Origin of the sequence: Streptomyces sp. NPDC015345 (assembly GCF_043078805.1) — a bacterium.
In the GTDB taxonomy this organism is placed as follows: Bacteria; Actinomycetota; Actinomycetes; order Streptomycetales; family Streptomycetaceae; genus Streptomyces.
This window is the reverse complement of record NZ_JBIBTX010000008.1, coordinates 209,819-232,013: the sequence shown is the minus strand read 5'-3', so window position 1 is coordinate 232,013 and position 22,195 is coordinate 209,819. Positions and strand designations below refer to the sequence as shown.

Here is a 22,195-nt window from a genome sequence, read left to right as displayed (position 1 = left end):
CCCTGGCTAAGGACCACTCGGTTTCCCTGATCCACTTCCGGCGAACCCGGCCACCACCCGTACGAGTGAGCCGGCCACGAAAGAAGAGGCGCCCCCCGGTCATGCCGGGGGGCGCCTCTCCGCTCTGCCAGGGCCTTGTCCGCGCCCCGGCGGGCCTACGTCAGGTTCAGCGCCGGCATCAGGTAGTAGAAGGCGAAGACCGCCGACACCGCGCACATCGCGGCAGGCACCTCGCGCCCCCGCCCGGCGGCGAGCCGCAGCACGGTGAACGTGATGAAGCCCATGCCGATGCCGTTGGTGATCGAGTACGTGAACGGCATCATCAGCATCGTCACGAACGCGGGGATGGCGATCGTCGGGTCGCTCCAGTCGATCTGCCGGATCGAGCCGGACAGGATCAGGAAGCCCACCGCGAGCAGCGCGGGCGTGGCCGCCTGGGACGGGACCATCGTGGCGACCGGCGTGAGGAAGAGCGCCACGGCGAAGAGGCCGCCGGTGACGACGTTCGCGAGGCCGGTCCGCGCGCCCTCGCCGACGCCCGCCGTGGACTCCACGAAGCAGGTGGTGGCGGAGGCGGACGAGGCGCCGCCCGCGGCGACCGCGATGCCGTCGACGAAGAGCACCTTGTTGATGCCGGGCATGTTGCCGTTCTCATCGGTCAGCTTGGCCTCGTCGCTGATGCCCATGATCGTGCCCATGGCGTCGAAGAAGGTCGAGAGCAGCACGGTGAAGACGAACAGGACGCCGGTCAGGACGCCGACCTTCTCGAAGCCGCCGAACAGGCTGAGGTCGCCGACGAGCCCGAAGTCCGGCGTCGAGACGGGGTTGCCCGGCCACTTCGGGGTGGTCAGGCCCCAGGACGGCACCTTCGCCACCGAGTTGATGATCATCGCGACGATGGTCATGACGACGATGCTGATGAGGATGGCACCGGGCACCTTGCGCACGATCAGCGCCAGCGTGAGCAGCACGCCGAGCACGAAGACCAGGACCGGCCAGCCGTTGAGGTGGCCGTCGCCGCCGAGCTGGAGCGGCACGGTGGTGTGGGCGGCGTCCGGCATGCGCGAGACGAAGCCGGAGTCGACGAGGCCGATCAGCATGATGAACAGGCCGATGCCGATCGCGATGCCCTTGCGCAGGCCGAGCGGCACGGCGCTCATCACGCGCTCCCGCAGCCCGGTCGCGACGAGCAGCATCACGACGAAGCCCGCGAGGACGACCATGCCCATGGCGTCGGGCCACGACATGCGCGGCGCGAGCTGGAGGGCGACGACGGTGTTCACGCCGAGGCCCGCGGCGAGCGCGATCGGGACGTTGCCGATGACGCCCATCAGGAGCGTGGTGAAGGCGGCGGTGAGCACGGTCGCGGTGACCAGCTGCTCGTTGTCGAGCTGGTGCCCGTACATGTCCTTCGCGCTGCCCAGGATGATCGGGTTCAGCACGATGATGTAGGCCATCGCGAAGAAGGTGGCGAAGCCGCCGCGGACTTCCCTGACCACGGTGGAACCGCGTTCCGTGATCTTGAAGAAGGCGTCGAGACCGCCCCGCGGGGACTTCGGGGCCTCTTTACCGGCGTCGACCGGGGCACTGGCCGAGGGGGACATGGGGAACCTCGTGACTTGTATATTCATACGAAAACAACCGGCCATTCATAAGCCGTTTCAGTATGAATACATGAGGGGGAAATCGCTATCTCCGCGCGTAGACCCCTGCCGCACAAGGGGTGTGGGCGGTGCGAGACCCGCCTCGTAAGCTGTCCCCATGGAGAAGTGGACCCCCAAGCACGAGGCGCCGGAGCCCCTGGAGGGCCCCGTGGTCGCCACCATCACCGGAGGCACGATCCTCTGGTTCGTCCTCTTCCTCGTCCAGCTCCCCTTCTACGGCTGGTTCGACGACCGCGACGCCACCTGGTGGGTGTGGACGTGCCTGGCCGGCGCCGGCCTCGGCCTCATCGGCATCTGGTACGTACGGGTGCGCGACGCCGCGATCAAGAGGGCGAAAGTCACCGAGTCCCGGTAGCCCGTCCGACCACGGGACCGGACGTGTCCTACCGTGGTCGGATCTTCGGGGCATTCGAGGGGTGAAGCCCCGTCACCACCCTTACCGTCGAATGCATGACGCATATCGACGCGGGCGCCGAACTCGACCCGGTCCACCCGGTGCCGCCCCCCGTGGGGCGGCCCAAGGGCCTGAGCTCCACCGAGGTCGCCGAGCGGGTGGCCCGCGGCGAGGTCAACGACGTACCGGTACGCAGCTCCCGCTCCCTCGGCGAGATCGTCCGGGGCAACGTCTTCACCCGGTTCAACGCGATCATCGGCGTGCTCTGGGTGATCATGCTCTTCGTGGCGCCGATCCAGGACAGCCTCTTCGGCTTCGTGATCGTCGCCAACACCGCCATCGGCATCATCCAGGAGTGGCGCGCCAAGAAGACCCTGGACTCCCTCGCGCTCATCGGCGAGGCCAGGCCGACCGTGCGGCGCGACGGCAGGGCCGCCGAGATCTCCACCTCCGAGATCGTCCTCGGCGACCTGGTGGAGCTGGGGCCCGGCGACAAGATCCCGGTCGACGGCGAGGCCGTGGAGACCGACAGCCTGGAGATCGACGAGTCGCTGCTGACCGGTGAGGCCGACCCCGTCGTCAAGAAGCCCGGCGACCGGATGATGTCCGGCTCGTTCGTGGTCGCGGGCGGCGGTTCCTTCACCGCCACCAAGGTCGGCCGCGAGGCGTACGCCGCGCAGCTCGCCGAGGAGGCCTCCCGCTTCACGCTCGTCCACTCCGAGCTGCGCTCCGGCATCTCCACGATCCTCAAGTACGTGACGTGGCTGATGGTCCCGACCTCCATCGGCCTGGTGATCTCCCAGCTCGTCGTCAAGGACGACGACTTCAAGGAGTCCATCGCCTACACGGTGGGCGGAATCGTCCCCATGATCCCCGAGGGGCTCGTCCTCCTCACCTCCGTCGCCTTCGCGATCGGCGTCATCCGGCTCGGCCGCCAGCAGTGCCTCGTGCAGGAGCTCCCGGCGATCGAGGGCCTGGCCCGCGTCGACACGGTCTGCCTGGACAAGACCGGCACCCTCACCGAGGGCGGCATGGACGTCACCGAGCTGCGCACCCTCGACGGCGGGGACGAGTCCTACGTACGCAAGGTCCTCGGCGCCCTCGGCGAGTCCGACCCGCGGCCGAACGCCTCGCTCCAGGCGATCATCGACACCTACCCGGACAGCGAGGAGTGGCGCTGCACCCAGTCGCTGCCCTTCTCCTCCGCCCGCAAGTACAGCGGCGCCTCCTTCAGCGAGGGCGACGGCACCACGTCCGCCTGGCTGCTCGGCGCGCCCGACGTGCTGCTGCCCGACGACGACCCGTCCCTCGCCGAGATCGAGGAGCTCAACCAGCAGGGCCTGCGGGTCCTGCTCCTCGCCCGGGTGGCCGGTGACCTCGACGCCGCCGACGTGGCCGACGGGGCGCGGGCGACCGCCCTGGTCGTCCTGGAGCAGCGGCTGCGCCCCGACGCCGCCGACACCCTGCGCTACTTCGAGGAGCAGGACGTCGCCGCCAAGGTCATCTCCGGCGACAACGCGGTCTCGGTGAGCGCGGTCGCGGGCAAGCTCGGGCTGCCGGGTGCCGCGAACACCGTGGACGCGCGGCGGCTGCCCGCCGAGCGGGAGGAGATGGGACAGGCCCTCGACGACAACTCCGTCTTCGGCCGGGTCACCCCGCAGCAGAAGCGCGACATGGTGGGCGCCCTCCAGTCACGCGGCCACACGGTCGCGATGACCGGCGACGGCGTGAACGACGTACTGGCCCTGAAGGACGCCGACATCGGGGTCTCCATGGGCTCGGGCTCGGAGGCCACGCGGGCGGTCGCCCAGATCGTGCTGCTCAACAACAGCTTCGCGACGCTGCCCTCGGTGGTCGCGGAAGGCCGCCGCGTCATCGGCAACATCACGCGCGTCGCCACGCTGTTCCTGGTGAAGACCGTCTACTCGGTCATCCTCGCGCTGCTCGTGGTCTGCTCGCAGGTCGAGTACCTCTTCCTGCCCCGGCACCTGACGCTGCTCTCCACGCTGACCATCGGCGTCCCGGCCTTCTTCCTGGCGCTCGCCCCCAACAAGGAGCGCGCGCAGCCGCACTTCGTCCGCCGGGTGATGCGGTACGCGATCCCGGGCGGCGTCATCGCGGGCGTCGCCACCTTCGCGACGTATCTGCTGGCCCGGCACCACTACGAGGGCGCGGGCGCGCGGGAAGCCGAGACCAGCGCGGCCACCCTGGCGCTGTTCCTGATCGCCATGTGGGTGCTCGCCATCATCGCCCGCCCCTACACGTGGTGGCGGATCGGCCTCATCGGCGCGATGGGTCTCGGCTTCCTGCTCGTGCTGACCGTGCCCTGGCTCCAGGACTTCTTCCAGCTGCAGCTGGTGGGCACGACGATGCCGTGGGCGGCGGTCGCGATCGCGGCGGTGGCCTCGCTGGCCATCGAGGTCATCTACCGCTGGGTGGACCGCCGTGTCCCGGCGTGAGCCTTGGCTCGGCCGTGACTACTGGACGTCGATGAAGTCGCTGACCGACGTCACGGACGGGGTGGTGGAGGTACCGGCGAAGGAGTAGCGGAAGTAGCCGTCGGCGGAGGCCGTGACGGTGGTCTTCAGCGCGCCCTTGGAGCCGGACTTCACCGTCTTGACGGTGGTGTAGCTGCTGGCGCCCTTCTTCTTGAACTGGAGCTCGACGGACTGGCCGGTGTAGCCCGCGTACTTCGCGGTGTCCCAGTTGGCGCGGGTCAGGGCGCCGGTGACCGTGATGGTCCTGCCCTTCTTGACCGGCTCCGGGGAGGCGTTGGTGGTCAGCTTGGCGGCCCGCTTCACCGAGACGTTGCTCGCGTAGGTGTCCCGGATGATGTAGTCGCCGTCCTTGGCCTGGGCGCCCGCCAGGACCTTCCACTTGCCGGCGAGGATGTTGCCGTAGATGTTCACCTTCGGGTCGGCGACGACCTTGATGGTGCAGGTGCCCGTGGTGGCGTTGACGGCCTTGCAGTCGGCGGCCTCGTCCTCGTCCGGGACCATGGACCCGTCGATGTCGTCCACGGTGAACTTCGAGCCGTGCCACAGGAGCGCAGCGCCGTCCTTGATGCCGCTCGGGTCCGTGGCGGTGACGGTGATGGTGACCGTCTTCTTGGCGGAGGTGCCGACCACGATGTCCTTGCCGCCGTTGACGGTGACCTTCGTGATCTTGGTGTCGCCCACGGTCTCGTCCGCCGGGCCCTTCTGGGAGAAGGTGGTGAGGTTCGGGACCTTCGGGGCGTCGGCGGCCTGGGCGGCCGGAACAGCCAGTGCGGACAGGGCCAGGGTGCCGGTCAGTACGGCCACGGTGGCACGGATGCGCATGCGTTTCCCCAAGTGGAGAAGGGGGCCTCGCGGTGCGTTCGCCGTCACGCGAGGCCCAAGTGATCTAGGAGTCTGTTGACTCGCGAGATCAGACCCGCGACAAGGGCGAACGGTTGTACGAGGGGTGAAAACTCCGCGACCGGTTCGCGGAGTGTCGTTCTGCCCCGTTCGCCGGGGCGGAACAGGACACTCCGCGTGTCGGGGCGTCAGTCGAACCAGCGGTCCCGCGCCAACTCCGCCGTCCGCGAGGGGTCTTCGAGCAGCGCCGCCACCTCGAAGCGCCGGGGCCACTGCCCCGCCGCCCAGGCGAGCCCGGCCGCCACCCCCTCCAGGGTCGCCGCGTGCACGGCGCCGTCCGGGGTGCGCCGCCAGTCCAGCTCCACGCCGCCCGCGACCAGTTCGTCGTGCTCGATGTACGTCCGCGGGGTCGCCGCCCCCAGCAGGATCCGCACCGGTTCCGGCACCGCCCGCTCGACGCCCTGTCCCGCGGGCTCGACGGCCGCCGTCTCGCTGAGCCTGCGCACCTGGAACAGCTCCGCGAGATCCCCGGCCTTGCGCGGGTCGACGGGCAGCAGCGCCGCACCGCCGGCCAGCGGCAGCAGATCGGGGGCGTCGGCGACCACCGCGTCCGCCGCGTCGACCACCACGACCTCGCCGTCCACCACCGCGCGCACCTCGTCCGGGAGCGTCACCTGCTCCGGGTCGAGGTCGGCCAGCGCGCCGTACAGCGCGTGCAGCTGCGCGGCGGAGACGGTCCGCTCCGGGTCCGCGAGCCGGTCGAGCAGCTCGGCGGCGCCGCCCGGCTCGGCGAGCAGCGCGGCCACGGACGTACGTACGCCAAGGGCCCGCAGCACCTGCTCGTCGCCGAACCCGGAGGCGTCCGCCGCGTCGTACAGCCCCACCAGGAGCGGATCACCGCCCTCCGCGCGCAGCCCGGCCGGGCGGCGGCCGCCGAGGACGGGATGGCCGCGCAGCCACCAGGCCGTGTACGAACGGACGGTCTCCGTCGTGCCGTCCGGCAGCAGCACCCGCAGAGGCTGTGTCAGCGCGTCCCGCAGCGGCGGGCGCGAGAGCATGGCGAGCGCCTGCGGCCAGCGGTCGTCGTCGACCAGGTCCAGGTCCCGCACGGCGACGATCTCGGTGGCCACCGGCGGCACCGGCGTGTCCGGCAGCCGGTCCAGCAGGTCCTCGCACCACACGTCCACGGCGTCCAGGAGGCCGGCGTCGTCCGGTTCGGCGAAGTCGCCCTCACGGGGCTCCAGCTCGTCGGGGTCGAGGACGACATCGGTGGCCCGCACCAGCGCGAAGGTGGCGAGCACCCCGCAGGCGGCCAGCGGCTGCTCACCCCAGCGGTCCGCCAGCTCCTGGTCGACGAGCGCCAGTTCGTCGTCCCGCATGACCTCGGCGAAGGCGCTGCCGGGCAGGACGAGTTCACCGGCGGGCGCGAGTTCGCCGTCCTCGTCGGGCAGGGCGAGCGCGCCGAGCCACGGCTCGTCGCCCGGCGAGAGGTTCGCGTCCCGCGCCAGCGCCAGGACGACGTCCGCAAGCTCCTCGGCGTCCAGGGCGTCCTCGTCCCAGGTGTCGTCGTCGAGGGAGGCGGCGACCGCCGCGCGCACCTGCGGCGTGGTCAGGACGGCGCGGGGCGTGGCGGGCAGCGCGCCCAGCTTTTCGAGGAGCGGGTGGGCGGCGTCGGGGTGGGCGACCTTCAGGCCGAGCCGGGCCAGGGAGGCGGGGTCGCGCTCGTCGCCGGACGCGGGCAGCAGCACCTGGCGCGGCCCGATCGTCGTACGTCCTCCCCCAGAGCCGAAAGCCTGGGAGGTGCCCCCAGCGAGCGGCACCGGAAGCCCCGAGAGCCGGTCCGGGTCGAGACCGGCGAGGGTGTCGTACAGCCGCCGCCACCAGCCCGGCTCACGCTCCAGACCCGCGAGGCGGTCGATCGCCTCCGTCAGCGGGACGCGGGCGACACCCAGAGTGCGCAGCTCGGCCCGGCGCTCAAGACCCGCGGGCAGCAGGCTCGGCAGCACCTCGGCGAGCACGCGCACGGTGTCGGCGCCCGCGCCCTCCACGACCTCCGCGTCCCGGGGCCGCAGGGCCTCGGGCAGCTCGTCCTCGTCCTCCTCTCGGCGGGGCAGGGCGGGCGGCAGGAAGGCGGCGCGCGGCAGCCGCTCCAGGACCGCCTGGCGCAGGGCCCCGTCGAGTTCGCTGCGGCCCAGCGGTCCTGGCACGAGCCCGATGATCCCCTCGGTCACCGGCCGCCAGGCGGTGAGGAGTTCGACGTACGCGTCCGCCGCCCGCTGCACGAGGAAGTCGGTCAGCGGCCCGGGCGCCGCGTGGCGCCGGGCGGTGTCCAGCGGGAAGGAGGCGATGAGCAGCGCCGGTACGCCCAGCGGCTCGTCGCTCGGGGTCGGGGCGTGCAGGACGGGGGCGGTGCGGGGCCGCTGCGGGGCGCCGTCGGCGTCGGCGGGGACGGCCCAGGTGACCGACCAGTGCGGGCGCAGCCGCTCCTCGACGGGCCGGTCCTTCAGCAGCGCGGCGTCGAGCGGGCCCTCGTGGCCGACGGTGCGCCAGCGGGTCGTGCCGTCCCGGCTGTCCTCGACGACGGTGTACGGGTCCTCGGTGCGGCGCCGCAGGGTGCGCACGCCGCCGTCCGGTGTCTCGACGCACACTTCGTCCAACCCCGGCAGGGCGAGCAGCAGGGCGTCGTCGATCCCGTCGAGCAGCCGGGTGACGAGGTCCTCCGCGGCGGCGTCGCGCAGCGGCAGGATGACGACGGTGTCGTACCCCTCCGGGGCGATGCCCTCCGCGGCCATCGGCAGCCGCAGCAGCGGGACGTGGCCGTCCCTGCGCCGGATCTCGTCGCCGAGGCCGGGGCTGAACCGGGCGGTCTCGGCGGCCAGTTCCCGCGCCTCCGACAGGGACCAGCGGACGCCGCCGGTACGGCCCACGACGGCGGGCTCGTCGCTGACGGCGAGCACGGCGGCGAAGCCGACGCCGAACCGTCCGACGCTGTGGCCCCGCTGGTCCCTGCTGTCCTCCCGCTTCGCGGAGGCGCGCAGGGTGGACAGGGACTCCACCCCGGCGGCGTCGAGCGGCGCGCCGCGGTTCGCGGCGGCGAGGACGCCGTCGCGCAGCGTCAGGGCCAGGCGCCCGGGGACGCCCGCGCGGGCGGCGGCGTCGGAGGCGTTCTGGGCGAGCTCGACGACCAGGCGGTCGCGGTAGCCGCCGAGGGCGAGGTCCTCCTCGGCGTTGGCGTCCTCGCGGAAACGGGCCGGGGCCGCCGCCCACGCGTCGAGGACTCCGCGGCGCAGGCGGGCGGTGCCGAAGGGGTCCGTACCTTCGGCCGCCGGCCGCACGGTCTTGCTCACGGTCGTCTCTCCTTGGCGGTCGCACTGCGCTGGACGGGTGGCACCGGTCATGCCCCGGCTCACCTTCCACTGTCGGCCGGGGTTGCCGTGGGGGCGAACGGTACCGCGTCCTGGCGGGGTGCTCGGGGGCCTGGGCCGGACGTCCGCGGGGGCCGGAGTTCCGCCGGGCACCCGCCTCCCGGCCCCGAGGCACCCCCCGGCCCGCAGCCGCCCACGCGCCGAAGGGGCCGCGGGGGTAGGTGCGCGCGGAGCACAGTGGTGGTCACCAGGTCCCCGAAGCAGCAAAGGCCCCGCACCAAGATGGCGAGCACGGACCTACCCCCGCGGCCCCGCCCCCAAGACGCCCCGAGGCACCCCGAGCCGCCCCGAGGCACCCCGAGCCGCCCCGCGAGGACTAGCTGTGGCCCAGATCCTCGCTCGGCCCCTCCAGCGTCACCGAGCCGGAGTCCGCCGAGGGCCGCAGCGGCAGTACGTCCACCCGCGTCTCGTCCAGGACCGGCGGCGCCGGCCGGGGCGGCTTCGGCATGACGGCGGCCTCCGAGTGGCCCCCGCAGCCGTACGACAGGGAGACGACATGGCCGTCCGCGGGGCCGAACTCATTGGCGCAGATGCCGAAGGCCTGGCCCAGCGAACCGCCGATGGCCACCAGGAAGCCGCAGCTGACGCAGGCCGCGGGTGCCGCTTGGGCCATCGGGGTCTTCGCGCCGTGCGTCTCCTCCCAGCGGTCGGCGGCGACATGCAGCCCGTACCGCGAGAGGACCCGCGCGCGGCGCATGCCGAGCTCGTCGGCGACGGCCGCGATGGAGCCCCGCGCCGGCGCCACCGGCAGCTCGGCGGGCGAACCGGCCGTGACCTCGGCATCCTCGGCCTCGACGAGCTCCGCCATCTGCTCCGAGACGATGGAGTTCGGCGGCGGCTCCTCCTCACCCGTGAAGCCCGGCTCCAGGCGCAGGTCCTCGGCGTCGGTCGGCAGCAGGTCGCCGGGGCCCATGTCGCCCGGGCGCAGCCGCTCGCTCCACGGCACCCACTCGGGGGCGAGGAGGGCGTCGGGGCCCGGCAGCAGCACCGTCTCGTCGAGCGTGACGACCTTCGCCCGCGAGGCACGGGCCACCGTCACCGCCCAGCGCCAGCCGCGGTAGCCGAACTCCTTGCACTCGAAGAGGTGCGTGACGACGCGGTCGCCCTCGACGACGACCTCGACATGCTCACCGACCACACCGGGCGCGGCGGCCTCCTCGGCCGCGGCGCGCGCCAGGCCGACCGCCTCGGCGCACAGGCGGTCGGGGGTACGCGGGGTGCGCGGGGTACGGCTTCGCGTTGTCGCTGCGCTCACAGGTATCGCTTCTCTCCTACGCCGTCTCACGAGTGCGCCACCTTTACGCGGGGGGCGGACGGAGCGGACCTGGGGGCCGCGTCAACGTCCGCGCCCGACGTCCTCGGGCGCACCTACGTCACCCATTCTGCGGGATGACCGAGAGGCGCGCGGCCAAGAACAACCGCCGCAGGCGCGCTACGCACGCTACCTTCTCCCGGCCCCTGGGCCTACACCGACGTACGCGCCGCCCCGCCGGGCCCCTCTTCGCGCGGCCGCCCGCGAGGACACCGCGGCACGGCTCACAGCGGGTATCCGTACTAGTAGGGCCCCCAAGGGGGCACTATGACGGGGTGGCCCGCACCAGGTCGACGTCCGTGGAAACCGTCTCGCCGGGACCGGCGCGACGGACCGCGCGTGCGCTGGGGCGGGCGCTGCACCTCCCCTTCACCGGCACGGCCCGCGGCATCCGAAAAGCGACCCATGCCCACGGCGCGGGCGAGTCGGGCCTCGGCAAGCTGATCGAGCTGCACGCGGTGAACGGCGCGGGCGATGTCATGGTCACCGTCGCACTCGCCTCCACCGTCTTCTTCTCCGTGCCGACGGACGAGGCGCGCGGCCGCGTCGCGCTCTACCTCGCCATCACGATGGCGCCCTTCACACTGCTCGCCCCCGTCATCGGCCCGCTCCTGGACCGCGTCCCGCACGGCCGCCGCGCCGCGATGGCGGGCGCGATGCTGGCCCGCGCCCTGCTCGCGCTGGTGCTCTCGGGTGCCGTCGCCACCGGCAGCGTGGAGCTGTATCCGGCGGCGCTCGGCGTCCTGGTGGCCTCGAAGGCGTACGGCGTGGTGCGAAGCGCTGTCGTGCCGCGTCTGCTGCCCCCCGGGTTCTCCCTGGTGAAGGCGAACTCCCGGGTGACCCTCGGCGGTCTCCTCGCGACGGCCGTGGCGGCGCCGGCCGGCGCCGGGCTCCAGGCCCTCGGCCCGCGCTGGCCGCTGTACGGCGCGTTCGTGATCTTCGTGTCGGGGATGTTCCTGTCGTTCTCGCTGCCCCGCAAGGTCGACTCGGCCAAGGGGGAGAGCAAGGCGCTGCTCGCCGCCGACGAGGAGCACCTGCATCTGCACGCCCGTGCCGAGGCCGCCGCCGACACCACCCGCAAGGGGCTCCTCGGGCTGCGTACGGTCGGCCCGGCCGTCACCCACGCCCTGGCCGTGAACGCCGCGCTGCGCTGTCTGTCGGGCTTCCTCATCTTCTTCCTTGCGTTCCTGCTGCGCGAGCATCCGCTGGGCGGGCAGAGCGCCGCCGTCTCGCTCGGGATAGTGGGCGTCGCGGCGGGCGCGGGCAACGCGCTCGGCACGGCCGTCGGGGCCTGGCTGAAGACACGGGCCCCTGAACTGATCATCGTGACCGTCGTCGCGGTGGTGCTGGGCGTGGCGATCACCTCCGCGGTGTTCTTCAGCCCGGTGGCGGTCGCCTGTCTCGGCGCGTGCGCGGGCTTCGCGCAGGCCCTCTCCAAGCTGTCGCTGGACGCGCTGATCCAGCGGGACGTCCCGGAGCAGGTCCGCACCTCCGCCTTCGCCCGCTCCGAGACGCTGCTCCAGGTCGCCTGGGTGATCGGCGGCGGCGTCGGCATCGCCCTGCCGCTCAACGGCTCGCTCGGCCTGACGGTGGCCGCGGGGATCGTGGCGCTCGGCTGGCTCTCGACGGTGCGGGGACTCCTCGCGACGGCCCGGCGCGGCGGGCCCCGCGGCGCCCGGGTCGTGTGAGCGCGCGGGCGGGTGCGCGCCGCGCCCACGACCCCCGCGTAACAGCACCCCCCGGCGTGCCCGATAGCCTTCGCCCATGACCTCCCAGCGTTCCTCGGCGCGTCGGCGCCGCTCCGTCGCCGCCCTTGGCGCCGTCTCCGCCGGACTCCTCGTCCTCTCGGCCTGTGACAAGCCGACGCCGCTGGCCACCGTGACGGTCGGCAGCGACTCGGTGCACACGGAAGCCTCCTGCTACAACGACGGCAAGGAGCTCAAGCAGTCGCAGCTGAAGTCCTGCCTCCAGGACAAGGACGTGAAGACCGTCAAGGTCGACCCCGACGAGAAGGTCCGCTTCGGCGTCGACCCGGAGGTCGCCGAGAAGGGCTGGACCCTGCTCATGAACGGCCAGCCGCTGACCGAGGCCAGCAAGAAGACGTACGTGGTCATCCCCGGCAGCGTCTTCTTCAACCAGCAGTACGGCGGCGGCGGCGACAAGTCGACCGTCAGCCTCCTCGAAGGCGGCAAGGGCGGTACGCAGAAGGCCACGGGCCTGTGGTCGTTCAAGTTCAAGAAGGACTCCTGACCTCCGGTCCGGTGCTCCACCCGCGTGTCCTGGTGGCCACCGCCGTCCCCGCCGAACGGGACGCGGTGGCCCGCGCGCTGTCCGCCCCCTGCGCCGTGGACGCCGTGGCCGTGGGCGTGGGCCCGGCGGCCGCCGCGGCGGGCACGGCCACCGCGCTCGCCCGGGCCGCAGCCGAGGGCCGGCCCTACCGCCTGGTCGTCTCGGCGGGCATCGGCGGCGGTTTCCCGCCGGACGCCCCCGTGGGCTCCCTGGTCGTCGCCGACGCCATCACCGTCGCCGACCTGGGCGCGCAGACCCCGGACGGCTTCGCGCCCGTCACGGAACTCGGCTTCGGCGCCGTCACCCATCTCCCGCCGCGTTCCCTCGTACGGGAGACCGCCGAGGCCTGCGGTGCCGCGACCGGCACCGTCCTGACCGTCTCCACCGTCACCGGCACCGCCGAGCGCGCCGCCGAGCTGCGGCTGCGCCACCCGCGCGCCCTCGCCGAGGCGATGGAGGGTTTCGGTGTCGCCGAGGCGGCCGTCGTGCACGGCCTGCCGGTCCTGGAGGTCCGCGCGGTCTCCAACCCCGTCGGCCCGCGGGACCGCGCGGCGTGGCGGATCGGCGACGCGCTGGCCGCGCTGAGCGACGCGTTCGGGAAGTTCGCGCCGGTACTGGAGAGTTGGAACCCCCATGACCACACCCATGACTGAGACCGGGTCGTCGCCGCTGCGCATCGCGTACTCGCCCTGCCCCAACGACACGTTCGTCTTTGACGCGTGGGCGCACGGCCGGGTGCCGGGCGCCCCCGAGCTGGACGTGACGTTCGCGGACATCGACATCACGAACGGCATCGCCGAGCGCGCGGCGACCTCGGCGCCGGCCGCCTCCGACGCGGACCTGGACGTCCTGAAGGTCTCGTACGCCGTCCTGCCCTACGTCCTCGACACGTACGCGCTGCTGCCCTGCGGCGGCGCGCTCGGCCGGGGCTGCGGGCCCCTGGTCCTGACCCGGGAGCCCGGGGTGGACCTGACGGGCAGGACGGTCGCCGTGCCGAGCGAGAAGTCGACGGCGTACCTGCTCTTCCGGCTCTGGGCGGCGGACACGCTCGGCGGCGCGGGCGTCGGCGAGATCGTCGTCCTGCCGTTCGACCAGATCATGCCCGCGGTGCGGGACGGCAAGGTGGACGCGGGCCTGGTCATCCACGAGGCCCGCTTCACCTATCAGAACTACGGCCTGCACCGCCTCGCCGACATGGGCGAGCACTGGGAGGCGACGACGGGCCTGCCGATCCCGCTGGGCGCGATCATCGCGAAGCGGAGCCTCGGCCCGGCGGTCCTCGAGCGGCTCGCGGGGGCGGCCCGCGCATCGGTCCGCATGGCCTGGGACGACCCGGAGGCGTCCCGCCCCTACGTCCTCGAGCACGCGCAGGAGATGGACCCGGCGGTCGCGGACCAGCACATCGGCCTGTACGTCAATGAGTTCACGGCGGACCTGGGCGAGGACGGCTACGCGGCCGTGCGGGGCCTGCTGACGCGGGCCGCGGCCGAGGGACTCGTACCGGCCCTGCGGCCGGACGCCCTGGCGTTTCCGTGAGACGCCGGGCGGGCCGCGAAGCCCGCCCGGCACACAGGGGTGCGGCTACACGTCCAACTGGTCGGCGACCGCCCGCAGCAGGCCGGCGATCTTCGCGCCCGACGCCTTGTCGGGGTAGCGGCCCTTCTCCAGCATCGGCGTGATGTTCTCCAGGAGCGTCGTCAGGTCCTGGACGATCGACGCCAGTTCGTCCGGCTTGCGGCGCTGCGCGGCCGCGACCGACGGGGTCGGGTCGAGAACCGTGACGGAGAGTGCCTGGTCGCCGCGCTGCCCCGCGACCACACCGAATTCCACGCGCTGGCCGGGCTTGAGTGTGTCGACGCCGGCGGGCAGTACGGAGGAGTGCACGAAGACGTCGCCGCCGTCGTCGCGGGAGAGAAAGCCGAAGCCCTTCTCGCTGTTGAACCACTTGACCTTGCCGGTAGGCACGTGAAGTCCTCGTCCTCGTACTCGTCGTACTCGTCTATGCCGGCCCGCCCCATCGGGAGACGACAGGGCGAAAACGGCTCTGGATAGCACTACAGCGGGTCGCCCGACCCGCCGGGACCAAGACTATTGGTCCGGGAGCCGGTGACAAGACGTCCCCGATCTCTTCCTTCGGCTTCCTCCTTCGGGCTGGGAACTACCCTGGTGGGGTGCGTGACAAAACCCAAACGAATTCGGCCGGGCCCGGCGACGGAATGGTCCGGATCGGAGCGATCGTCTTCTTCGTCGGCGCCGTGGCCACACTGGTCACGGTGGCCCCGCTGTTCCTCGGCACCGATCCCTTCCCGCCCCTCGCCTACGCGGTGTGCATGTTGATGGGCGTCGGCTTCCTCATCGCGGCCGCGGGCGTCCTGCGCGGCATCGCCGTGCAGCGGCGCCAGGCCAGGTCGGCGGCCGGCTAACCGCGCCCGGTGGCGTACGCGTCGAACCAGGCCCCGAACTCCGTCAGCCCGCCGAGGACCACGTCGGCGCCCGCCGCGCGCAGTTCCGCTGCGTCACACGGCCCCGTCGCCACCGCGACGGACAGCGCGCCCGCCGTACGCGCGCCGCGTACATCGCCGGTGTGATCGCCGACGTACACGGCCGCCTCGTGCTCACGCAGCGCCACGGCCTTCGCCTCCGCCCAGAGCCAGCCGATGACGGCGTCGGCCTCGATGCCGAGGTGCGCCAGGTGCAGCTTCGCGTTCGGCTCGTGCTTGGCGGTCACCACGATCGCGCGGCCGCCGCGCGCGCGGACCGCGGCCACCGCCTCGCGGGCGCCGGGCATCGCGAGCGTCGGCGCGATGGCGTATGTGGGATAGATCTCACGGTAGCGGTCGCCCATCTCCTGGATCTTCTCCTCGGGGAACCAGTACCGCAGCTCCTGCTCCAGCGGCGGTCCGAGGCGCGTGATGGCCAGCTCCGCGTCGATGTACGTTCCCGTCTCCGCGGAGAGCGCCTGGTAGGCGGCCTTGATGCCGGGCCGGGAGTCGATCAGGGTCATGTCGAGGTCGAAGCCGACGGTCAGCGCGCGTGAGGTCATGGTTCCCATTCTGCCGAGGCGGCCTCCCGCCCCACCTAGACTTAGCCAAGCCTTACCAACATTCCGCTTCCGCACTCCGAAACGAGCTCAGCCGATGCGTGTGCCCGTCCGACGTGCCGCCGTGCTCACGGCGGCCGTCGTGGCCCTGCTGCTCGCCGTCCTGCTCAGCCTCGCCGTCGGCGCCCGCGCCATCGCACCCTCCGCGGTGTTCGACGCGCTGCTGCACGGCGGGCAGAGCGACTCCGCCGAAGTGGTCCGTGAGATGCGGGTGCCGCGCACCGTGATCGGCCTGCTGGTCGGGGCGGCGCTCGCGCTGGCCGGGACGGTGCTCCAGGGCATCACCCGCAACCCCATCGCCGACCCCGGCATCCTCGGCATCAGCCAGGGCGCCTCGGTGGGCGTGGTCATGGCCATCGCCTTCGCCGGTGTCCACACGCTGACCGGCTACGTCTGGTACGCGTTCGTGGGCGCCGGCCTCGCGTCGGTCGCCGTGTACGCGATCGCGTCCGGCGGGCGGGGCGGGGCGACACCCGTGAAGCTGGCGCTCGGCGGCGCCGCCGTCAACGCCCTGCTGGTCTCGGTGACCACGGCGATCCTCACCACCAGGGCGTCGGCGCTCGACGAGTTCCGGTTCTGGCAGGTGGGGTCGCTCTCCGGGCGCGACTCCGAGATCGTCGGCCAGATCTGGCCGTTCCTGCTCGTGGGCCTGGTGCTCGTCCTCGCGGTCGCGCGGGGCCTCGACGCGCTGGCGCTCGGCGAGGACGTGGCCAAGGGCCTCGGCCAGAACGTGGCGGTGGTACGGATCGTGGGCGGCCTCGGCGCGACGGTCCTCACCGGCGCGGGAGTCGCCGCCGCCGGCCCCATCGCCTTCATCGGCCTCGCCGTCCCGCACATCGCCCGCGCGATCGTGGGCAGCGACCACCGCTGGGTGCTGCCGATGGCGGCGGTACTCGGCCCCGTGATGCTGCTCGTCTCCGACACCGTGGGGCGGGTGATCTTCCCGCCCAGCGAGGTGCCGGCCGGAGTGATGACCGCGCTGATCGGTGTGCCGTTCCTCGTGACGCTGGTGCGCCGGAAGGCGGTGGCGGCGTGAGCCTCGTGTCGACCCCGATCAGGCCGGCCGGATACGCCGTCGTACGCCTGGGCAAGGCGGCCTTCCTCCTGCACCGGCGCGCCGCCCTCGTCGCCCTCGGCCTCGGTGTTCTGCTCGCCGCGAGCTGTCTGGCGTACCTCTGCGTCGGCGAGTCGTACGTCCATCCCGTCGAGGCCCTGAAGGTCGTCCTCGGACAGCCCTCCGCGGACGAACTGGTGGTCGGCACGCTCCGTGAGCCCCGCATGGTCGTCGGCCTCCTGGTCGGCGCCGCGTTCGGCGTGGCGGGCGGGCTCATCCAGACCGTCGCCCGCAACCCGCTGGCCAGCCCCGACATCATCGGCATCAGCCAGGGCGCGAGCGCGCTGACCGTCGGCGCGATGACCTTCGGGATCACCTCGTACACGGTCCTGCCCTACCTCTCCGTGATCGGCGGCATCGCGGCGGCCGCCCTCGTGTACGTCTTCGCGTGGCGCGGCGGCCTGCACGCCACCCGCTTCGTGCTCATCGGCATCGGCTTCGCCATCGCCCTGCGCTCGGTGACGACGCTCTTCATGACCAAGGGCGACTACCTCGTCGCCCAGCAGGCACAGATCTGGATGACGGGCTCCCTCAACGGCCGCGGCTGGGCGGAGGCCGACCCCCTCGCGCTGACGTTGCTCGCACTCCTCCCCTTCATGTTCTGGGCGGCCCGCGCGCAGCGCTCGGTCACCATGGACGACGACACGGCGACGGCCCTCGGGGTGCGCCTGGGACACGTACGCCTCGGCCTCGTCCTGCTCGGTGTCGTCCTCGCCTCGGTGGCGACCAGCGCCGCGGGCCCCGTCGACTTCGTGGCGCTCCTGGCCCCGCAGATCGCCCGCCGCCTCACCCGCACCGCCCAGATCCCGCTGCTGTGCTCGGCGCTGACGGGCGCGCTGATCGTGGTCCTCGCCGACCTCCTCGCCCGCCGCGTCTTCTCGCCCACGGAGCTGCCGGTGGGCGTCCTGACGGCGGCGGTCGGCGCCCCGTACCTGATCTGGCTGATCGTCCGCAGCCGTTCCGTCCGCAATGGAGGCACCTCGTGACTGCCCGCCTTACGGCCCGCGAGCTGACCCTCGCCTACGAGGACCGCACGGTCGTCGACCGCCTCGACCTGGCGGTCCCCGACGGCGAGGTCACGGTGATCGTCGGCCCCAACGCCTGCGGCAAGTCGACGACACTGAGGGCGCTCGGCCGCCTCCTGAAACCGAGGACCGGCGCGGTCCTGCTCGACGGCGAATCCCTGGCCAAGCTCCCCACCAAGAGGATCGCCCAACAGATCGGCCTGCTCCCCCAGACACCCGTCGCACCCGAGGCGATCACGGTCGCCGACCTCGTCGCACGCGGTCGGCAGCCGCACCAGCACTGGTGGCAGCAGTGGTCCGACGAGGACGAGAAGGCGGTCACCGAGGCGATGGAGCGCACCGACGTGTCCGCACTCGCCGAACGCTCCGTCGACGAACTCTCCGGCGGCCAGCGCCAGCGCGTGTGGATCGCGATGGCCCTCGCCCAGGACACCGACCTGCTCCTCCTGGACGAGCCGACGACCTACCTGGACATCTCCCACCAGGTCGAGGTCCTCGACCTGGTACGCCAGCTCAACCACGACCGGGGCCGCACGGTCGTCGTCGTCCTGCACGACCTCAACCAGGCCGCGCGGTACGCCGACCACCTCGTCGCCATGAAGAGCGGCGAGGTCGTCGCCGAGGGCCCCCCGTCCCAGATCGTCACCGAGGAGCTCGTGCGCGAGGTCTTCGGCCTCCAATGCGTGGTGGTTCCCGACCCCGTGACCGGCTCCCCCCTGGTGGTCCCCGGGGCCCCGTGGTCCGCGCCCACGCCCGCCCGCACCACAACCTCCGCATAGCCGCACGAAAGGCATCCCATGAACCGCTCCCACTCCCCCTCCGCGCCCTCCCCACTGCGCCGCCGCGCGCTCCTCACCGGCTCCCTGGCCCTGACCGGGGCGCTCGCGCTCAGCGCCTGCGGATCCTCGGACTCCGGCTCCGGCGAAAGCTCGGGCAAGACGCACACCGTCAAGACGGCCATGGGTGACGTGCGGGTGCCCGTCAGCCCGAAGCGGGTCGTCGTCCTCGACACCGCCGAGCTGGACTCCGCGATCTCGCTCGGCGTCAAGCCGGTCGGCTCCACGCACGTCGAGGCGGAGTCGGGCTTCCTGAACTACCTGCCGAAGGACAAGGTCAGCGGCATCAAGGACGTCGGCGAGATGCTGAACCCCAACATGGAGGCCATCGCCGCGCTCGACCCGGACCTGATCCTCACCTCGAAGATCCGGCACGCCGCCAAGTACGACCAGCTCAAGAAGATCGCGCCGACCGTCATGACGGAGACGACCGGCTACCCCTGGAAGGAGAACTTCCAGGTACACGCCGACGCGCTGGGCAAGAAGGCCGAGGCGGAGAAGGTCGTCTCCGACTACCGGGCGCACGCCGGGAAGGTCACCGAGGCCATCGGCGGCCCCGCGAAGGCCAAGGCGACGAAGGTCAACGTCATCCGCTTCATGGAGGGCGCCGACATCCGCCTCTACGGCGAGCAGAGCTACATCGCCACGATCCTCAAGGACGTCGGCCTCGGCCGCGCGCCGATCTCCGCGAAGGCGAAGGACGGCTTCTCCTACGACCTCTCCCCCGAGAAGATCGACCTCGCGGACACGGACGTCATCTTCCGGTCGACGTACGGCGACCCGAAGAAGGCCAAGCAGACGCAGACCGTGGGCAGCGGCCTGTGGAAGAACATGAAGGCGGTGAAGTCGGGCAACGTCCACACCGTCGAGGACGAGCTGTGGATCCAGGGCATCGGCTACACGGCGGCGGACAGGATCCTGGACGAGCTGCAGGCGGACCTGACGAAGAAGAGGTAGGACCCGTTCCCTGTCCGTCACGGCCGTCGCCGCTGCGACCTCCACACCAGGAAGAGCGCGGAGGCGACGGCCGCGCCACGCAGCACCCAGGGCCACGCCTCGCCGATGGCATCGCTCATGTGCCCGTCCGGGATCGACTCGCCCCACTTGTCCGCCGTACGCCCCCACAGCCAGGTGAGTCCGCCGGCCACCGCGAGCCCCGGCATCCCGAACACGGCCCACTTGACCTCGGCGCGGGTGAGCCGGCGCGACAGGTAGGCGATGAGCCAGCCGCCGCCGAGGGCGGGCAGGCTGCCGAGGACGGCGCCCGCGAGGAGCAGGGCCGCGGCGAGCAGGAGCAGGGGGTTGGTGAATCCGGCGCCGTCGCCGCGGGCGGGCAGCCGGGGCAGCCAACGCCGCCGGTGCGCTTCCTCGACGGACTCCTCGGTGAACTCCTCCCGCGCCGGTGCGGCTTCGTCGCCGGGGGTGTCGTCGTCGGGGGAGGGCGGGGGCTTCAGTATCTCGGGGATCTCCACGCCGCCGACGAAGCCGGGGACGGTGTCGCCGCCGCCGAACGGACTGCTGTCCAGGCGCCACCAGTCGGGCTCGGAGCCGCTGGGTCCCAGTTCGTCGGAGCCGGCGAGGTGGGGTGGCGAGGGCCTTTCCACGAGGTCCTGCGGCACGTCCTTGGGGGCGCGCCGAGGCCGGGGCACGAGCCGCCACCCGTCCTTGCCGCCGGGCTGCCGCGGGGTGCGCTGCGTGGGGACGGCCGGGCGGGGCTTGGGGGGCTCCTGTACGTCCGCGTCACCGGGGGCGGCGCCGTCCGCCCCGTCCACGATCTCCTCCGGGGTGCCGAGGCCGGCGAGGATGCGGCGGATGGCGGCGGGGCTGTCGGCCGCGGCGGCGCGGCTGCGGTCGATCCGGGCGCGGAGGTCTGCGACCAGGCGCATGCGGGCGGCCGAGGGCAACTGCCGCTGCTGGGCCAGGTCTCCGACCCGGCTCAGATAGTCGTAGACCAGCTGGTCGCTCTCGATCCCCACGAAGTCCCCTCCGGGGCGGCTGCGTTGCCCTCCGACGTTACCGGTTCCGCGGGGGTGCCCCGCAACACGCCCCGTCACCCGGCGGCATCCCCCACCCCGCCGCTCCGCGCCGGATATCTCCCACCCACCCGCCCGTTACTCGGCGTCGAGATGTCGGGGTAGGGGCAAGGAGGGATGGGGCGCCGTCCACAGTCGAATGCGACCCCGAGGGAAGCAGGGAAACAAGGGCCGATGACGCCCCGCAGCGACTCGCGCGCGGCCGAGGGAGACGCGAGCCGACAACGCCCCACAATCACCCACACACCCCGGGGAAATGGGGGAACGACGACGGCCCGCAGTCACCCACACACCCCGAGGAAGTGGGGGAACGACGACGGCCCGCAGCCGCGAGCGCACCGGAGGGGACGTGGGGGTATGTGCGCGCGGAGCACAGTGGTGGTCATCAGGGCGAGCGAAGCAGCAAAGGCCCCGCGCCAAGATGGCGAGCACGGACATACCCCCACGGCCCCGCCCCCACAGACGCACCCCAGGCGCCCAGCACCGGCACCCCGACACCCCCGAAAACGGACATTCCGCGTACGCCACCCACTAGGGTCCCCACCCGTGAAGCCACGCCCCGCCGCGCTCTCCCCCCTCGCCCTCGCCCTCTCCCTAGCTCTCTCCCTCGCCGCGCTCGCCACCCTCTGCGCCACCCAGCACATCCCCATGGCCGACACCCTCGTCTACCGCGCCGAAGGCGAAGCCGTGGCCGCCGGCAGCGATCTCTACGGGTTCACCGTCACGGAGTGGGAACTCCCCGCCACCTACCCCCCGTTCGCCGCGATCCTCTTCGTACCGACGACCTGGCTCCCCCTCCCCGCCCTCAAGCTCACCTTCCTCCTCGGCAACACCGCCCTCCTGGCCCTCCTCGTCCACCTCTCCTGCCGCCTCACCGGCCTGCGCCCACGCGCCCATCACCTCTGCGCCGCCACCGCCGCCGCCCTCTGGCTGGAGCCCGTCTTCCAGACCATCGTCTTCGGGCAGATCAACCTCGCCCTGGCATGCCTGATCCTCTGGGACCTGACGAGGCCGAGGGACGCGCCCGGCAAGGGCTTCGCGGTGGGCGTGGCCGCCGGGATCAAGCTGACGCCGGCGGTCTTCATCGCGTACCTCTTCCTCACCGGCCGCGTCCGCGAGGCAGCCACGGCCCTGGCGGGCTTCGCCTCGACCGTGCTGCTGGGCGCGCTCGTCCTGCCCACCGCCAGCACCGACTTCTGGACGCGCCGCGTCTTCGAGACGGCCCGCGTGGGCAAGGCGTGGATCGTGGACAACCAGTCGCTCCAGGGCCTGATCGCCCGCGCCCTGCACGAGACGGACCCGGGCCTGGCCTGGTCACTCCCCGCGGCGGCGACGGCGACGGCCGCGGGCCTGCTCCTCACCCGCCGTACGCCCGCCCACGCCCTTCACGCCCCGCACGCCGTACTCCTGACCGCACTCACGACCCTGCTGATCTCCCCCATCAGCTGGTCCCACCACTGGGTGTGGTGCGTACCGCTCCTGGCCCTCCTGATCGCCGAGGGCAGACCCCGCCTGGCCGCGGCCGTGGCCGTACTCTTCACGGCCCGCACCTTCTGGCTGCTCCCGCACCAGGGCGACCTGGACCTCGCCCTGCCCTGGTGGCAGCAGCCGCTGGCGTCGCCGTACCCCCTCCTGGCCCTGGCGCTGCTGCCCCTGCTCAGGAAA

At 72.6% G+C, this 22,195-nt stretch carries 18 protein-coding genes and 1 pseudogene; 12 read left to right on the top strand and 7 right to left on the bottom strand.

The window, feature by feature from the left end:
- Positions 1 to 155: 155 nt before the first annotated feature.
- Positions 156 to 1,604, bottom strand: coding sequence for an NCS2 family permease (locus tag ACF062_RS30660; protein ID WP_392142875.1), 1,449 nt, complete (start codon positions 1,602 to 1,604; stop codon positions 156 to 158).
- 157 nt (positions 1,605 to 1,761) lie between these two features.
- On the opposite strand from ACF062_RS30660, the gene ACF062_RS30655 reads away from it, so the two are divergent.
- Positions 1,762 to 2,019: a DUF2530 domain-containing protein gene (locus ACF062_RS30655; RefSeq protein ID WP_223775301.1), complete on the top strand. Its 258-nt coding sequence runs from the start codon at positions 1,762 to 1,764 to the stop codon at positions 2,017 to 2,019.
- Between the two features lie 95 nt (positions 2,020 to 2,114).
- On the top strand, positions 2,115 to 4,517 hold the full coding sequence (locus ACF062_RS30650) for an HAD-IC family P-type ATPase (protein WP_392142874.1): 2,403 nt from the start codon (positions 2,115 to 2,117) through the stop codon (positions 4,515 to 4,517).
- Between the two features lie 18 nt (positions 4,518 to 4,535).
- Here the strand turns inward: ACF062_RS30650 and ACF062_RS30645 are convergent, their stop codons facing one another.
- The 3 genes from ACF062_RS30645 to ACF062_RS30635 form a co-directional block, all read right to left on the bottom strand.
- A complete protein-coding gene (locus tag ACF062_RS30645; protein WP_392142873.1) occupies positions 4,536 to 5,378 on the bottom strand; it encodes a DUF5707 domain-containing protein in 843 nt (280 codons plus the stop codon).
- A 206-nt stretch (positions 5,379 to 5,584) separates the two neighbouring features.
- Complete coding sequence (locus ACF062_RS30640) at positions 5,585 to 8,743, bottom strand: sacsin N-terminal ATP-binding-like domain-containing protein (protein WP_392142872.1); 3,159 nt, start codon at positions 8,741 to 8,743, stop codon at positions 5,585 to 5,587.
- A 394-nt stretch (positions 8,744 to 9,137) separates the two neighbouring features.
- Complete coding sequence (locus ACF062_RS30635; protein ID WP_392142871.1) at positions 9,138 to 10,076, bottom strand: DUF3027 domain-containing protein; 939 nt, start codon at positions 10,074 to 10,076, stop codon at positions 9,138 to 9,140.
- Positions 10,077 to 10,432: 356 nt separating this feature from the next.
- On the opposite strand from ACF062_RS30635, the gene ACF062_RS30630 reads away from it, so the two are divergent.
- From ACF062_RS30630 to ACF062_RS30615, 4 genes are all read left to right on the top strand, one after another.
- Positions 10,433 to 11,821 carry an MFS transporter gene (locus ACF062_RS30630; protein ID WP_392143022.1) on the top strand — a complete coding sequence of 463 codons (1,389 nt, stop codon included), beginning with the start codon at positions 10,433 to 10,435 and terminating at the stop codon, positions 11,819 to 11,821.
- Positions 11,822 to 11,897: 76 nt separating this feature from the next.
- Entirely contained in the window at positions 11,898 to 12,383 is a 486-nt protein-coding gene (locus ACF062_RS30625) for a DUF2771 domain-containing protein (protein WP_223775306.1), read from the top strand.
- Complete coding sequence (locus ACF062_RS30620) at positions 12,353 to 13,075, top strand: futalosine hydrolase (protein WP_392142870.1); 723 nt, start codon at positions 12,353 to 12,355, stop codon at positions 13,073 to 13,075. Before ACF062_RS30625 ends, ACF062_RS30620 begins: the two co-directional genes overlap by 31 nt.
- On the top strand, positions 13,068 to 13,958 hold the full coding sequence (locus ACF062_RS30615) for a 1,4-dihydroxy-6-naphthoate synthase (protein ID WP_392142869.1): 891 nt from the start codon (positions 13,068 to 13,070) through the stop codon (positions 13,956 to 13,958). Before ACF062_RS30620 ends, ACF062_RS30615 begins: the two co-directional genes overlap by 8 nt.
- A 45-nt stretch (positions 13,959 to 14,003) precedes the next feature.
- On the opposite strand, the gene ACF062_RS30610 is transcribed toward ACF062_RS30615, so the two are convergent.
- Complete coding sequence (locus ACF062_RS30610; RefSeq protein WP_392142868.1) at positions 14,004 to 14,387, bottom strand: cold-shock protein; 384 nt, start codon at positions 14,385 to 14,387, stop codon at positions 14,004 to 14,006.
- A gap of 206 nt (positions 14,388 to 14,593) precedes the next feature.
- On the opposite strand from ACF062_RS30610, the gene ACF062_RS30605 reads away from it, so the two are divergent.
- The gene (locus ACF062_RS30605) at positions 14,594 to 14,845 is read left to right on the top strand and encodes a hypothetical protein (RefSeq protein WP_223775308.1); all 252 of its coding nucleotides are present in this window, start codon (positions 14,594 to 14,596) and stop codon (positions 14,843 to 14,845) included.
- Here ACF062_RS30605 and ACF062_RS30600 read toward each other — a convergent pair.
- Positions 14,842 to 15,465: an HAD family hydrolase gene (locus ACF062_RS30600; RefSeq protein WP_392142867.1), complete on the bottom strand. Its 624-nt coding sequence runs from the start codon at positions 15,463 to 15,465 to the stop codon at positions 14,842 to 14,844. The two genes, ACF062_RS30605 and ACF062_RS30600, sit on opposite strands and share 4 nt — an antisense overlap.
- Before the next feature lie 10 nt (positions 15,466 to 15,475).
- On the opposite strand from ACF062_RS30600, the gene ACF062_RS30595 reads away from it, so the two are divergent.
- From ACF062_RS30595 to ACF062_RS30580, 4 genes are read left to right on the top strand one after another with little or no spacing between them, the layout of a single operon-like run.
- Complete coding sequence (locus ACF062_RS30595) at positions 15,476 to 16,558, top strand: FecCD family ABC transporter permease (protein WP_392143021.1); 1,083 nt, start codon at positions 15,476 to 15,478, stop codon at positions 16,556 to 16,558.
- Positions 16,555 to 17,622, top strand: a complete 1,068-nt coding sequence (locus ACF062_RS30590; protein WP_392142866.1) for a FecCD family ABC transporter permease — start codon at positions 16,555 to 16,557, stop codon at positions 17,620 to 17,622. Before ACF062_RS30595 ends, ACF062_RS30590 begins: the two co-directional genes overlap by 4 nt.
- The gene (locus tag ACF062_RS30585; RefSeq protein ID WP_392142865.1) at positions 17,619 to 18,440 is read left to right on the top strand and encodes an ABC transporter ATP-binding protein; all 822 of its coding nucleotides are present in this window, start codon (positions 17,619 to 17,621) and stop codon (positions 18,438 to 18,440) included. The genes ACF062_RS30590 and ACF062_RS30585 overlap by 4 nt, the downstream gene beginning before the upstream one ends.
- An 18-nt stretch (positions 18,441 to 18,458) precedes the next feature.
- On the top strand, positions 18,459 to 19,454 hold the full coding sequence (locus ACF062_RS30580; RefSeq protein ID WP_392142864.1) for an ABC transporter substrate-binding protein: 996 nt from the start codon (positions 18,459 to 18,461) through the stop codon (positions 19,452 to 19,454).
- A 17-nt stretch (positions 19,455 to 19,471) separates the two neighbouring features.
- Here ACF062_RS30580 and ACF062_RS30575 read toward each other — a convergent pair whose 3' ends face one another.
- A complete protein-coding gene (locus ACF062_RS30575) occupies positions 19,472 to 20,473 on the bottom strand; it encodes a hypothetical protein (protein ID WP_392142863.1) in 1,002 nt (333 codons plus the stop codon).
- A 603-nt stretch (positions 20,474 to 21,076) separates the two neighbouring features.
- Between ACF062_RS30575 and ACF062_RS30570 the strand changes: the two are divergent.
- A pseudogene (locus ACF062_RS30570) lies at positions 21,077 to 22,180 on the top strand (glycosyltransferase 87 family protein); the annotation flags it as partial.
- Positions 22,181 to 22,195: the final 15 nt, after the last annotated feature.

Excerpts from the sequence above, each read along its gene's own strand:
- ACF062_RS30660 (WP_392142875.1), bottom strand. The coding sequence starts at position 1,604 with ATGTCCCCCTCGGCCAGTGCCCCGGTCGACGCCGGTAAAGAGGCCCCG.
- ACF062_RS30655 (WP_223775301.1), top strand. The coding sequence starts at position 1,762 with ATGGAGAAGTGGACCCCCAAGCACGAGGCGCCGGAGCCCCTGGAGGGC.
- ACF062_RS30650 (WP_392142874.1), top strand. The coding sequence starts at position 2,115 with ATGACGCATATCGACGCGGGCGCCGAACTCGACCCGGTCCACCCGGTG.
- ACF062_RS30645 (WP_392142873.1), bottom strand. The coding sequence starts at position 5,378 with ATGCGCATCCGTGCCACCGTGGCCGTACTGACCGGCACCCTGGCCCTG.
- ACF062_RS30625 (WP_223775306.1), top strand. The coding sequence starts at position 11,898 with ATGACCTCCCAGCGTTCCTCGGCGCGTCGGCGCCGCTCCGTCGCCGCC.
- ACF062_RS30615 (WP_392142869.1), top strand. The coding sequence starts at position 13,068 with ATGACTGAGACCGGGTCGTCGCCGCTGCGCATCGCGTACTCGCCCTGC.
- ACF062_RS30600 (WP_392142867.1), bottom strand. The coding sequence starts at position 15,465 with ATGACCTCACGCGCGCTGACCGTCGGCTTCGACCTCGACATGACCCTG.
- ACF062_RS30580 (WP_392142864.1), top strand. The coding sequence starts at position 18,459 with ATGAACCGCTCCCACTCCCCCTCCGCGCCCTCCCCACTGCGCCGCCGC.